Annotated in this window: 8 protein-coding genes; 3 read left to right on the top strand and 5 right to left on the bottom strand. The window is 71.7% G+C overall.

The window, feature by feature from the left end; genetic code table 11:
• Positions 1–247: 247 nt before the first annotated feature.
• The gene (locus CCN37_RS00555) at positions 248–1,597 is read left to right on the top strand and encodes a hypothetical protein (protein ID WP_086818601.1); all 1,350 of its coding nucleotides are present in this window, start codon (positions 248–250) and stop codon (positions 1,595–1,597) included.
• Complete coding sequence (locus CCN37_RS00550; RefSeq protein WP_086818600.1) at positions 1,594–3,507, top strand: glycosyltransferase; 1,914 nt, start codon at positions 1,594–1,596, stop codon at positions 3,505–3,507. Before CCN37_RS00555 ends, CCN37_RS00550 begins: the two co-directional genes overlap by 4 nt.
• 57 nt (positions 3,508–3,564) lie before the next feature.
• Here the strand turns inward: CCN37_RS00550 and CCN37_RS00545 are convergent, their stop codons facing one another.
• Entirely contained in the window at positions 3,565–4,062 is a 498-nt protein-coding gene (locus tag CCN37_RS00545) for a DUF4232 domain-containing protein (protein ID WP_086818599.1), read from the bottom strand.
• Positions 4,063–4,348: 286 nt separating this feature from the next.
• Between CCN37_RS00545 and CCN37_RS00540 the strand changes: the two genes are divergently transcribed.
• Positions 4,349–5,377, top strand: a complete 1,029-nt coding sequence (locus CCN37_RS00540) for a serine hydrolase (RefSeq protein WP_086818622.1) — start codon at positions 4,349–4,351, stop codon at positions 5,375–5,377.
• A 225-nt stretch (positions 5,378–5,602) separates the two neighbouring features.
• Here the strand turns inward: CCN37_RS00540 and CCN37_RS00535 are convergent, their stop codons facing one another.
• The 4 genes from CCN37_RS00535 to CCN37_RS00520 all read right to left on the bottom strand — a co-directional run bounded on the left by CCN37_RS00535 (position 5,603) and on the right by CCN37_RS00520 (position 13,088).
• Positions 5,603–9,223 (bottom strand): glycosyltransferase, encoded by a 3,621-nt coding sequence (locus CCN37_RS00535; RefSeq protein WP_086818598.1) that lies wholly within the window; start codon positions 9,221–9,223, stop codon positions 5,603–5,605.
• Positions 9,223–10,569 carry a hypothetical protein gene (locus CCN37_RS00530; protein WP_086818597.1) on the bottom strand — a complete coding sequence of 449 codons (1,347 nt, stop codon included), beginning with the start codon at positions 10,567–10,569 and terminating at the stop codon, positions 9,223–9,225. Before CCN37_RS00530 ends, CCN37_RS00535 begins: the two co-directional genes overlap by 1 nt.
• 79 nt (positions 10,570–10,648) lie before the next feature.
• The gene (locus CCN37_RS00525; protein WP_086818596.1) at positions 10,649–12,208 is read right to left on the bottom strand and encodes a hypothetical protein; all 1,560 of its coding nucleotides are present in this window, start codon (positions 12,206–12,208) and stop codon (positions 10,649–10,651) included.
• On the bottom strand, positions 12,201–13,088 hold the full coding sequence (locus tag CCN37_RS00520) for a lysylphosphatidylglycerol synthase domain-containing protein (RefSeq protein WP_086818595.1): 888 nt from the start codon (positions 13,086–13,088) through the stop codon (positions 12,201–12,203). The genes CCN37_RS00525 and CCN37_RS00520 overlap by 8 nt, the downstream gene beginning before the upstream one ends.

Here is a 13,088-nt window from a genome sequence, read left to right as displayed (position 1 = left end):
GTTATGTCGGAGAGTGAGTTTTCTTCGCCGCGACGGGTCAGCGTGACCCGGCTCGGGGTGCCGCTCGTCGCCGCTGAGTGCCCGTTCGGCGACAGCCTGTTGATAAGTTGCCCAGATATCCACGGTCGACCGACGGTTGATCCCCAAGATCGTTGATCTTCACGGCCACCGCGCGGGCGTCCTCGTGCCCGGCGGAGAAGCCACCTGGGCAACCGGGGTGAATACGGCCGGGCGCTAGGCTCGGCGCGTGCGGGAACCCACGTCGAGAACCATCGGGGCCTTCGCCGTCTGGACGAGTTCCGACCTGCCCGGATTCGGCGACCAGCTCATCGCGCGACTGACCGAGCGAGAACTGCTGCGGCGGCTGCCCGGCTGGCGCGCCACCTGGTACGCCCCGCTCGGCTGGACACGGCCGATCCCGGAGGACGGCGGGTACGTCGCCGCGCCGCTGGGCGAGCACTCCTCGGAGCGGATCGAGCAGATCGCGGGCTCGGCCGACGCCTCGGTGCTGGCCCCGGCCTTCCCGCTCGGTGCGGCCCGCGCGGACTGGCCCTACCCGGACGGCACCGCCCACTCCTACTTCACCGAGGGCCTCGACCCGGACGCCGAGCGGACCCACCCGCTGATCAGCAGCTGCGTGCGGGTCGCCGACGAGCCGCCGGTCGAGCTGATCAGTGCGCTGGCCAGGCAGCCGTACCTGACCGTGCGCGACCGCCGCTCCTGCGACCGCCTCGCCGCCGCCGGGCTCTCCGGCGACATCCCTGTGGTGCCGCACCCCGCGCTGCTGCTCGACGGGCTGGTCGACGCGGACGCGCTGCGCACGCGTGCCCAGCACCTGCGCCAGCTCGGCGTGCTGCCCGAGGACGGCGGTGTCGTCGTCGTGCAGAGCGCGGACCTCCCGCTGGACGCGGTGCGCGACTTCCTCGCGGCGGACCACGTCGTGGAGATGCCGAGCGGGCTCGTGCTGGAGGACCAGCTGGCCCTGCTCAACGCCGCGAGCGCGGTGATCGCCACCGACGAGCACGTCGCGGCCGCCGCCGCCGCGCTGGGCAAGCCGTGGGCGCTGTTCGACCCGACCGGAGAGCAGCGCTGGCCCGCGCTGGAGTTCGGCTCGCCGAAGCAGATCGTCGAGCGGGCGGACCGGATCACCGACGCGATCAGCGCCGGGCTGCGCTTCTCCGCGCCGTCGGAGCACGCCAAGCGCGCGGTCTCCACGCACTTCGACCGCGTCGCCGCCGTCATCGAGCAGGCGTTCACCGCGCGCGGGGGCGACCTGACGCGCCGCATCGCGGAGTTGGCCGAGGAGAACAACGCGCTGCGGCACGCCCAATGGCGGCTGCGCGACCGGATGCTCGTTGAGCGGCAGAAGCTCGGCGACACGCTCGCGGACGCCTGGCGCGAGGTCGCCGACGCGAAGGCCGACGCCGAGCGCGCCCGCAACGAGCTGGCGGTGGCGCAGACGCAGTTCCGCGAGCTGCGCAACGAGATCGACCGCCTCGCGCTGGACAGCCGCGAGCTGGACGCGCTGCGCAACACCAAGCTCTTGCGCTGGTCACAGCCAGTGCGCGAGGTCTACGGAAAGATCAAGGGCTCGTGACTCCGCGGCTCACCTTCGTCCTCGTCTCCTACGGCGGGCGCGAACTGGTCGTCACGTGCCTCAAGAAGCTCGCCGAGCACACGCCCGCGCCCTACGACGTGGTCGTCGTCGACAGCGCTTCGCCGGATGGCACGGGGGAGTGGCTCGCGGAGAACCTCTCCGGCGCAACGGTTCTGCGGATGCCGGAGAACCTCGGTTTCGGAGCTGGGTGCAACCTCGGCGTGCAGCACGCGCGCACGGAGTTGGTGTGCTTCCTCAACGCCGACGTCGAGGTGCGCGACGGCTGGCTGGAGCCGCTTCTGTCCTTTTTGGACAGTCGCGATGAGGTCGGCGCGGTGGCTCCGGTCATGCTCAACAGCGACGGCTCGGTCCAGGAGTCCGGCAGCCTCATCGGCGGCGACGGCTGGTGCCGCGCGTGGGAGGACGCCTCGTTCCCGCGCGAGGTCGACTACGCGTCAGCGGCCTGCCTCATCGTGCGCCGCAAGGCATTCCTCCAGACCGGCGGCTTCTCGCCGGAGTACGAGATCGCGTACTTCGAGGACGTGGACCTCCAGCTGGCGCTCCGCACGCGCGGCTGGCAGACCTGGGTCATCCCGCAGTCCACTGTGGACCACGCGCGGCACGGCAGCAGCTCTTCGGAGCGCGCCACCGAGCTGATGCGGCTCAACCACGGGGTTTTCCAACGGCGATGGGCCGACGAGCTGGCCAAGCGGCCCGCCGTGACCTCGCTGGACGAGTGGCCGCACCGCGCGCTCTGGCTCCGCGACCGCAACGCGCCCTACCGCGTCCTGCTCATCGACGACCGCGTGCCGCAGGCGGATCGCGGCCGTGGAGACCCGCGCACCGCCGCCGTGGTCGATTCGTGGATCGAGGGCCACCCCAACGCCCGCGTCACCTTCTTCGCGGTCTCGGCGGAGCGCGTGGAGGAGTACGCGCCGCGCTGGCAGGCCAAGGGCGTGGAGATCGTCCACGGCGTCACCGACCTCGAAGCCTGGTCGCGCTCGCGCGCGGGGCTCTACGACGTGATCGTGGCGTTCCGCCCGCACAACTACGCGAACTACGGCGTGCCGATCGCGCGCAGCCAGCCGCAGGCGATCCGCGTGTACGACTCCGAAGCCCTGTTCCACCGCCGTCCCGAGCAGCACTTCGAGCACTCGGTCGACTCGGCGGAGCGCCGCCACCACGCGATCGAGGCGGCGCGGCTGCGCGAGGAGGAGCAGAGCGCCTTCCGCTGGGCCGACGTCGCGGTCTGCGTGAGCGAGGAGGAGGCGGAGTGGGCGCGCCGGGTCGCTCCGGAGACGCCCGCGCACGTGGCCTGCTACCCGATCGTCACCCCCGACGACGTGCCCGGAGTCGAAGGCCGTCAAGGGATCGTGTTCTTCGGCGGCTTCGACAACACCCCGCGCACGCCCAACGAGTTCGCAGTGCTGGAGCTGGCCGGCGACGTGCTGCCGGGCCTGCGCGAGCGGCACCCGGGGCTGACGCTGCGCGTGGTCGGAGCCGACCCTTCGCCCAACGTGCTGGCGCTGCACGGGGGCTTGAACGAGGTCGTGGGTCGGGTGCCCGATCCGCGGCCGTGGCTCAGCTCGGCGCGGCTGCACGTGGTGCCGATGCGCTTCGGAGCCGGAGTGAAGATCAAGTTCGTGGACTCGATGTCGGCGGGCCTGCCGTTCGTCACCACACCCGTCGGAGCGGAGGGCTTGCACCTGGGGGCCTACGCGCGGCACCTGGTCGGCGAGTCGCCCGCGGAGATGGTGGAGCTGTGCGACCGCATGCTCCGCGACGACGAGCTGTGGTCGGACGTGCAGCAGGAGATGTTGCGGATCTGCCGCGAGCACTTCTCCGAGGACGGGTTCCGCCGCAGCATGGCGAAGGTCCTCGTGGACTGCGGGATCTGCCCCGTCACCTGATCCGAGGAGGCCCCGCCCGCACAGGGCGGAACGGGCGGGACCTCGCGCTCGGGTGGGTCAGCCGACCGGGCCGACGACCGGGGAGATCGTCGGGGTGTCGGCGACACCGGCGGTGTACGGCAGGCGGATCACATCGGTGTTGGCCGACGGCAGCGTGAACGACACCTCATCGGTGGGCGTGGTCAGGACGCCCTCGGTCTTCGGGATGTCGATGATGAGCGTGGCGGTGTCGGTGCCCGTCACGTCGATGACGGCCTCTTCCGCGGGCTTCACCTTGGGGGTGACCGGGACCGGCTTGCCGTCGTTGTAGAAGGTCAGCTCGCCGGGAAGGCCCTTGAGCTGGCAGTGCACGCCGTCCTTGGCCTTGAACTCCACGACCAGCTGCTCGTGGAGCGGGTCCTGGCCCTGCTGGCCGTCGCTCGCGGAGACGGTCAGCTCGGCACCGGTGCACGGGGCGGGGGTCTCGGCGGAGGCGACACCGGAGGTGGCAACGGCGAGACCACCGAAAGCAATGGCGGCTGCGGTGATTCCACGGACCACGGTGTTGCGATTCATGTCGATTCTCCCTCTTGTCGGCGGCGAATGTCTCGCTTTCAGTTATACCCGTCGTATTCGCTGGTTACGCGCCTGGGAGCCCATTTGATGAATTCTCAAATCGGAGCCAACCAAGTGCTGACCCTGCGCGTCTCAGGGTTCTCGTTCGGGTATTTCAGGTATAGCTGAAACTGGTGATTAATTGCGCCGGGGAGGTTTCGGCCCAGATCGAGGCGTGTGCGAAACACCTTCGGAAATGGTAGATGTGTGCGTCCGCACGCTCATTGACGAAGGTGACACCGCGAAGATGGCCACGATCCGACGCCGGGCCGCTTTCGGCCTCGCCGCAGCCGCGATGCTCGGCACCACCGCCTCACCGGCCGCCGCGGAACCGGCGGAGACCCCCGAGGACGTGACCCCGCCGGACGCCGTCCGGGCCCGCGCCAGGATCTCCTTCGTCTACCGCAGGGAGACCCGTCGGGCACGCGGCACCTGGTCCTCGCACGTCAGCATCGTCGACCCGGACGGCAGGGTGATCCCGGCCGTCGACGACAACGCAGACGCGGTGGTCAACGCGCAGAGCGTCAACAAGATCGCGGTCGCGGTCGCGGTGCTGGACAAGGTCGACCGCGGGCTGATCGAGCTCGACCAGAAGGTCGCGCTCACACCGGAGATCATCATCAAGGACGGCGACGGGATCTTCCGGCTGCACAAGGTCTACGGCGACCAGATCACCGTCGCCGCCGCCCTCGCCGCGCTGCTGCTGGTCTCCGACGACACCGCCGTCCGGCTGTGCGGCCTGGTCTGCCCGGCGGCCGAGCTCAACGAGATCCTGCGCGCCAAGGGCTTCGTGCACACCCAGGTCATCCCGGTGGCCAACCCGAACCGCTTCTACCTCGGCAAGACCACCGCGCGCGAGACGCACTCCCTGCTGGAGCAGCTGGTCGCGGGCAAGCTCCTGTCCGCCGACTCGACCGCGTTCATCCTGGACGTGCTGCGGTCCAAGGACGGCTACATCGACGGCGTCCGCAGGACCATGTCCACCGCCGAGCGCGAGCGCGTGGCCACCAAGGCGGGCTGGCTCAATTCCGACCGCCACGAGGCCGGAGTGATCTTCGACGGCAACGCCAAGCCGATGCTGACCTACGCGGTCTTCGCCACCGGCGCGTTCACCGGCGACGCGGCGGCCAACGACGCCAACTTCGGCGGCACGCACCCGGCGCTCGAAGCCCGCGCCCGCATGGGCCGCGCCATGCTCGACGCGGTCTCCAGGCTGCACAGCGGCTCCGCGCGCAGCTACCGCATGCGGGCCTACGTGCCCGTCAACGGCGGCTGATCGGTCTCAGCGCGCGTTTGCCCGTCTTCAAGTACGTCCAACCCCCGTCCCCGAGGTCTTCAACCACCCCAAACCCTCTCGGCGCGGAGGGTTTGGGGTGGTTCGCGATGATCGATAGCGGGGTTTGCGGGTCTTGAAGACGCCCCAACCCGAGGCGGCACTGGCGCCGTCCCGCAGTCGGGACTGGCTCAACGCACCAAACGCGGCATTTGGGCGGGTGGGCGATCAGTCCAGCGGAGGTGCGGGGCGCGGAGGCAGGTCCAAGCGGCGGGAAGCTTCGGCGCGGTGGCGGAGTGCGGCGGCCAGGAACAGGTTCTCCGCGCCAGCCGTGACCGCGCGCGTCGACTCCGGCAACCGGGTCAGCTCGTACAGCGGCTTCACCCTGCGATCGGCCATCACCAGCTCCAGCAGGCGTTCGCGCACCTCACCGGCGAGCCTGCCGGAGTCGCGCAGCAGCAACACCGTGGCGAACTGCGCGAGCCTCGTCAGCTCGTACTCGGCGACCGCGTCCAACCGCGCGCGCTGCTCGTCGGTGAGCGGATCTCCCAGGCCCACCACGGACATCGCGAGCTTGGACAGCGGCGGCAGGCCCTCGTCGAGATCGTCCTCGCGGTGGCCGGTGATCGCGTCGCCGTGCTGGCGGTAGGAGTACAGCGGCCGGTCCACGAACGCGATCCGCCCAGCGCCGAGCGCCGCCACGGCCAGCCAGTGGTCGTGGAACACCGACACGGTTCCAGGCGGGAACGGCAGCACGCGCTCGCGCACCAGGTCGGCCCGCGCGAGGCACGCGCCGCCGGTCACGGTGTTGAGCTGCGCCAACGCGAGCAGGTCAGTGCACTGGTTTCGCCTGCGGTGCCAGAACGAGTCCGCGAGGTGCCTGCCGTCCTGGTCGACCAGACGCATGTCGGAGTACGCCAGCCGCACCTCGGGATCGGCCAGTTCGGCGAGCAGGGTGGCGATCTTGTCGCGGTCCCACACGTCGTCCTGGTCGCTCAGCGCCACCGCGTCCGCGTCGGCGGGCACGAGCTTCAGCGCCCGCTCGAAGTTCCGGTAGAAGCCGACGTTGTCGTCGTTCTCCACGAACACGAAGCGCCGGTCGCCGCCGACCAGCTCGCGGATGAGCTTGCGCGCGGGCTCCGGCGAAGCGTCGTCGCACAGCACGCACACCCAGTTCGTGTGCGTCTGCGCGCGGATCGAGTCGAGCTGCTGCTCCAGGTACTCGCGACTGGGGGAGTAGGTCGCCATGCAGATCGCGACCTTCTGCCCCGCGCCCGGCCACGTCACGGACAGCGGCTTGGCGCCGGTGCCGGGCAGCGCGGTGAACTCGGGCAGCTGGCGCTCCAACACCGTGCCGTCGACCAGCTCCACCCGCAGCGCCAGGTCCACGCGCTGCTCCGCGGCGACCGCGCGCACGGGCACCCTGACCCGCATGCCGCTGCCGTCGGGGACGCGCAAACCCAAGGGGGACAAGGCCGCCACCACGTCGGGGCGCGGGTAGCCGAGGCTCACCGGGTGCTCGCGGCCCTGCGAGATCATCCACGCCGCGCGCAGCGGCAGGTCGGCGTGGAACACCCAGCCGGTGAACTCCACGACCTGCCCGAGGCCGACGTGCACGGGCTTGTCGGGAAGTTCCACGTGGAACCGGAGCGCTCCCTCGCGGGCCGCGCCGGAGCGGTGCCGGGTGACCGCGCCGACCACCGAGGCCAGGCCGGGAGCGTGCTTGGCGACCTTGCGCAGCACCGCGTCCGGCTCCTCACCGGCCCGGCCGAGCACCAGGTCGCGGGCGCCGCGCAGGGCCCTCGCGGTCGGCCAGAACCGGCGGTGCCCGAGCTTGACCAGCTTCGACGCCTCCAGCTGGTCCAGCCGCGCGCGCGTGCGCTCCAGCCGCTGCGCCATGCCGTCGAGCGCCGCGCGGACCGCGGCCTCCTCCTGGCGGGCGTGCTGCGCATCGGCCCGCGCGCGGGACTCCTGCTGAGCGGAGGCCGCCAGCTCGCGCATCGCCATGCCCATGCGGCGGTCGAGCTTGACCGCCTCGGCCTTGGCCACGTCGAGGCTGTGCCGCAGCTGCTCGATCTCGTCCATGCGCACCGCGAGGGCTTCCTCGGCGCGCTGAGCCTCGACGCGGGTGTTGTGCAGCAGTTCCTCGAACCCGACGCGCTCGGCCTCCAGTGCGGCAAGGCGCTCGCGCAACGTGGTCAGCCCGCCGAGGACGTCCCACAGCGGCGGCAGCACCAGCGCTTCGGCTTCGCTCCGGATCGCGTCGGCCGTGGTCGTCGCGGCCTTACCGGTCACCAGCTCCTGGAAGACCGACTCCGCGCTGACCAGCTCGTCCCAGCGGCTCTCCGCGGCTTCTCGCAGCCCGATCGGCTCGCAGAGCCGCAACAACAGCCCGCGCAGCGTGATCGCGTCCTGCCACGGGTGCGCGGCGCGGCTGGTGACCACCTCGCGGCAGAACTCCAGCAGCGCGCGCAGCTCGGCCAGCTCGGCGTCGACACCGGAGCCCGCCAGCCACTCGCGGTCCACGCGCGCCGTCGAGCCGTCCGGCAGCACCACGACGTTGCCGGGGTGGATGTCCAGGTGGTCGGGCGGCAGCACGGGAACACCGGGCCGCCCGGGGAGGAACGGGTGCAGCAGGTCGTCCTCGGCCAGCGGCCGCGCGCCCGCGTGGCACACCTCGCGCCACAACCGCAGCCACCGCTCCAGTTCCTGCTGGTCACCGGCGTGCAACGCGTCGAGCAGGTGCGCGTCCAACGGCCGACCGGGGACCAGCGGCTCGTCGGCGGTGACCTGGTGGCGGAGCCAGCTGTCGGCCGATTCCCGCGCTCCACCAACGGTTTCCAGGCGGAACTGCGGGGAGAGCACCCGCGCGCGGCGATAGGTCTCGCGTCGCGAGTTGTTGACCAGCCAGCCGATCTGGTCCTGCGTGTGCGCGCGGATCGCCTCCGCCGACCGCGCCGCGACGATCAGGAAGCACGGCGCGGTGCTCAGGCCGAGCCCTTCGCCGACCAGAACTCGTTGCAGCGCACGGCCGGAGACCACCGCGTCGTTGCCGCCGAAGGCTCCCTGGAGGGGATCGCGCACGAGCTTGTCGATCAGCTCGGCGGCGTCGGGGCGGTTGAAGACCCGGCCGTCCAGCACGACCTTGGGGAGCTTGTAGTCGGGGTAGGGGACCAGCCAGCGCTGAGCGCTCAAGCCGTGTTCGGCGAGCATCCCGGCCAGCTTCTTGGCCCCCCACGTGCGCGGGCTGCGCCTGCCGACCGGGTAGTCGGCCAGCCCCACCCACGGGGTGCTGTGGTGGTCCTCGTGGCGTCCGGCGAGGTAGCCCAGCCCCAGCTGGTTCTCGATCGCCAGGACCAGGACGCCGTCGTCCGCGAGCGCGCCGACCGCGCTGCGCAGGGTGTTCTCCGGGCCGTCCGGCTCGCCCGCCGTGTGCTCCAGCAGGCCGCACAGCAGCACCAGGTCGAACGGGTCGCGCCCGGCGAGGCCCTGCTCCACGCGGCCGGTGACGATCTCCACGTTGGCCAGGTCCTGGCAGCGCACGCGCGCCGCCTCGGCCCGGCTCGGGACGCCCTCGACGCCGAGCACGTGCGCCCCGGCCTCGGCCATGCCCCGTGCCAGCACACCGCTGCCGCAGCCGAGGTCCGCCGCGCGCAGCCCCTCGCGGAGCTTCAGCGGGGCCAGCAGGCCCTGGCGCTGCGGGGAGAAGTGGTAGTTCAGCTCCCACCCGACTGCCTGCGCGGCCAGTTCGTCGGAGCCGGAGGACACGTCCTGGGCGGCGCGCAACGCCGACAGCACCGAGTCCTCGGCGCCGTCGGCGTAGCGAACCTCGTCGTCGCGCTCCGCCATTACGCCGGCGGGTACTGCTTGAGCTGGCGCTCGATCAGCGCCTTGAACGCGGTCTCAGCGGCGGTCGCGTCCGGGCCGAACGCCTCGACGCGCACGACCGACGTCGCGGTCTTGTAGTGCGCCCGGTAGGTGGCGCCGCCGGTGTCGGTCTTGACCCGGGCCTTCACGGACTCCGGCGTCCCCGCGCCCGTGTAGGGCTGGAAACCGGCGTTCGCGTACATCTTGTCGATCTCGTCCAGGACCTTCTGGAGCGAGTCGGCGCCGGCCTTGAACTCCCAGAGGCCGACCTTCACGCCCTTGTCGTCGGTGCCGTAGCCCAGCACCTCGGTCGCGCCCGCCTCCTTGAGGACCTTCACCTCGTCGGGGGTGGGCACGTTCGCGGTGACCGCGGAGTCGATGCCGTGCGTCATGTTCGCGCGCAGCTCGCCCTCCAGGTCGACGAACTGGCCGCCCTTGGGCTTCGGCTTGGGCGGGGGCGTCGTGGTGGTCGGCGCGGGCGGCGGCGCCGAGGACGAGGCGACCGGCGGCTCGGTGCCACCGCTGCCGCTGGTGAAGTACCAGACCGCGAGGCCTCCGCCGACCAGCAGCACCACCGCGGCCACGATCGCGATGATCTTGCCGGTCTTGGAGCCGCTGTTGCTCTCGAACACCTCGGGGCCCTGGCGCGGCCACGCGGAGGTGGAGCCGAAGTCCGGCGGCAGGTCGTTGCTCGCCCACGGCGGGGTGGAGCCGTGCGGCTGCTGCTGGTGCTGCGGGTAGGGCTGGTGCTGCTGCTGGCCCGGCCACGGGCTGCCGCCCTGCTGCTGGCCCTGGTACGGCTGGTAGGCCTGCTGGCCCGCGCCGGGGACGACCTGCGTGCGGTCCGCGTCACCGGCGTCGTGCTGGCTGGAGACGACCTGGGTGCGGTCGGCGTTGTCCCCGACCGGCTTGACCACCTGCGTGTGGTCGGCGTCGCCGACGGGCCGGACGACCTGGGTGGCGTCGCTGCTCGGGGCCACGACCTGGGTCGCGTCCGCTGGCGGCTCCTCCTTGGGCGCCTCGTCCTCGGCCGGTGCCTCGGTCCCGTCCTCGGCCTTGGGCTCGTCCTTGGGCTGCGGCGCGGGGGTGTCGTCGCGGATCGGCTGGATGATCTGCGTCGTCTCGGTCTCCGCCGGCGCGGAGTTCTCCCACCGGAACGGCGGGGGGAAGGGGTTGTCGCCGCTGCTCGGCTCCGGCTGCCTCGGCGTCGGTCCGGCTGCCGAGGCCTGGGCGAGCAGGTGGTCCCGGCGCTGGCGGTACTGGTCGGCCGAGATGTTGCCGGCCGCCAGCTCGGCGTCAAGGCTGCGCAGCTCTTCCTGCCAGCTCACAGGCACCCCCTAGTGGTGTTGTCGGCGAAGCTTGGGGTAATTCTGCCGAAGGGGGACTGGGCCCCTCATCCGGCTCTGCTCAGGCGCCCCGCACAGCGGGCAAGCGGTACAGCGCGCCACCCGACCCGACGACGACGGAGGCACCCGCGATCCCCGGGATCGCCACCGCCCGCCAGCCGAGCCGGGCCTGTCTGGTCTGGAGCGCGCCCAGCAGGTCGGGGCGCGGCATGCCGACGGCGCCACCACCCTGCACGATTCCGGCGCCGTCCACCACAAGAACGCAGTCGACGGGCCTCCCGTCGACCACGGCCCAGCCAGAGATCTTGGCATCCCCGGCGATCGGCCCGGAATCGACCGCCCCCGTGCTGAGTTCGCGCAGCGGACCGGCCTTGGCGCCGAGCTTCGCACCGCAGCCGATGCCGAAGTCGTCGTTGAAGGGGTAGCTGCGCATGCCCTTGAGACGGCTGACGACCGCCGGGGTTGAGCCGAGTTCTTCGATCGTCTTGGTGGCACCCACGTGCATGGCCACCTCCAGGACGCGCTGGTCGGAGTACAGCGCGCGGACCGCCGTCGCCAGGTGCGTGCCGAGCGCGTAGGTCGCCACGCACACCACGAGCGAGCAGGCCAGCACGGGGAGTCCCGGCCTGTGCACCGCGAAGAGCACCAGGAGCGCGGCCGTTGCCAGCATCGGTGCCAACGCGAAGCGCCCGGCCAGCGCCACGTCCACCCCGGACCCGACGCGGGTGATCGCGATCATCACGCCGATCAGCACGCCCCACAGGCCGAGCCCGACCCACGCCGCGTGCTCGGCGTCCCGGCGCTTGAGCGCCGCAGCGACCAGCCAGAACAGCAGCACTCCGATCACCGAGCCCGCCAGGACCGCCGTATCGGCGTCCTTGTACGACCACTGCTGGCCGAGCGTCCCCGCGATCACCGACAGGTAGTTCTCCGGGCCGAGCGGGTGCGGCGACTGCAACGAATCCGTCTTGAAGGACAGCGCCCACGCGCCACCCGCGAGGACCAGCACCACCAACGGCGCCACGATCTGCCACCGCGCGTCACGGCGCAGCCAGGCGATGAGCGCGATGATCGGCCACAGCGCGAATCCGGCTCCGAAGCACGCACAGGCCACCGCGACCGCGATCATCGCTCGCACCGTCTGGCCGCGTTGCGCGTAGAGCAGCGCCAAGACACCGGGCACCGCCATGAGCAGCCAGGTGGCTCCGGTGACACCGACCCCGTACAGCTCCAGTTCTCGCGAGCCGAAGAGCAGGAACGAGAACGCGGCGGTCAGCGCGAAGCGGCTCGTGACGCTGAGGTCCTTGGGCAGCATGCGGTGCAGCACAACGAGCACGACCAGCGACAACACCACGGTCAGCAGGCCGAGGATGTGGTTGTTGCCGCCCAGGTACCGCGCCTCCGCCCAGAACACAAGGCGCGGGATGAAGGTCGGGTGCCCGTTGTGCTGCTTGAGCAGGCCTGCCGGGTCGAGAGTGCCGTCGGGATGCGTCGCGCCTTCGACGAACCACCAGTAGTCCGCGAAGTTCAGCCGCGACGACCGCAGCACCTCGAAGACCGTCACGATCACGGGCAGTGCCGCGACCGCGGACAGCAGTGCCGCCGCGCGCTTGTCACTCACCCTCGGTTCCCCCTCGTGAATCCCGCCTCGTGAAGCCAACGGCCAGCGCGATGTCGGCGACCGTATGGCACAGCCGCAGCAGCAGGGCCACCGAGGCGGCTTCCGCACCGCCGACGAGCGGGGCCAGTGCCGCGACCAGCACAGCCTCCCTGGCGCCGAGCCCGGCCGGGGCGATCACCACCACCAGCCCGACCACCCAGGCGATCGCGAAGGCGCCGGTGCTGGTCACCGCCACGCCGAGCATGTCGTCCGCCGGCGCCAACGGCGTTACCAGCACGAACGCGCTCAGCCCGTAGGCCGTCCACGCGGGGACCATCCACGCCAGCGCGACCCCGGCCGACGACCACGTCATCGGCAGTCGTTCCGGCGCCCCGAGCTTGGCGGGCATGCGCTTGACGAGCGCCGTCAGGACCCTGGGGTGCAGCAGCACCAGTGCGGGCACCGCGATCAGCAGGCTGAGGTCCGCTTGGCCCGGCAGCAGGGCCGCGCCGACCACCACACCGCTGACCAGGTGCACGGCCAGGAAGCGCGCTCCGACGGCGAGCGTCACCGCCGCCGGGACCCCGTGCCGCGCGGCGAAGCGGATCTGGGCGACGTAGGGCCACACCAGGCCCGGGAGGTACTTGCCGATCTGCGCGGGGAAGAACACCCGACACGCGTCCACTGTGGACAGTCGATGGCCGAACGCCGTCAGGCCCGCCGCCCACATCCGCGAGGTCGCCAGCAACCCGAGCCCGGCGAGCGCCGCCGCGACCGCCGCGCGCACCCAGCCGATGCGCTCGAAGCCCGCCAGGACCTCGGGAACCCGGTCGTGGAAGCCGATCGCGGCGGCGACGACCGCGACCACCACGAACAGGATCTGCGGCAGGGCTTTGCGCAT

The organism is Allokutzneria sp. NRRL B-24872, assembly GCF_002155965.1.
Classification (GTDB): Bacteria; Actinomycetota; Actinomycetes; order Mycobacteriales; family Pseudonocardiaceae; genus Allokutzneria.
Note: the sequence above shows the minus strand (reverse complement) of the source record. Positions and strands in the feature narration are given on the sequence as shown.

What these genes read in the sequence shown, in the direction of transcription:
- CCN37_RS00545 (WP_086818599.1), bottom strand. Translation starts at nt 4,062, where the DNA reads ATGAATCGCAACACCGTGGTCCGTGGAATCACCGCAGCCGCCATTGCT.
- CCN37_RS00540 (WP_086818622.1), top strand. Translation starts at nt 4,349, where the DNA reads ATGGCCACGATCCGACGCCGGGCCGCTTTCGGCCTCGCCGCAGCCGCG.
- CCN37_RS00535 (WP_086818598.1), bottom strand. Translation starts at nt 9,223, where the DNA reads ATGGCGGAGCGCGACGACGAGGTTCGCTACGCCGACGGCGCCGAGGAC.
- CCN37_RS00520 (WP_086818595.1), bottom strand. Translation starts at nt 13,088, where the DNA reads ATGCGCAAAGCCCTGCCGCAGATCCTGTTCGTGGTGGTCGCGGTCGTC.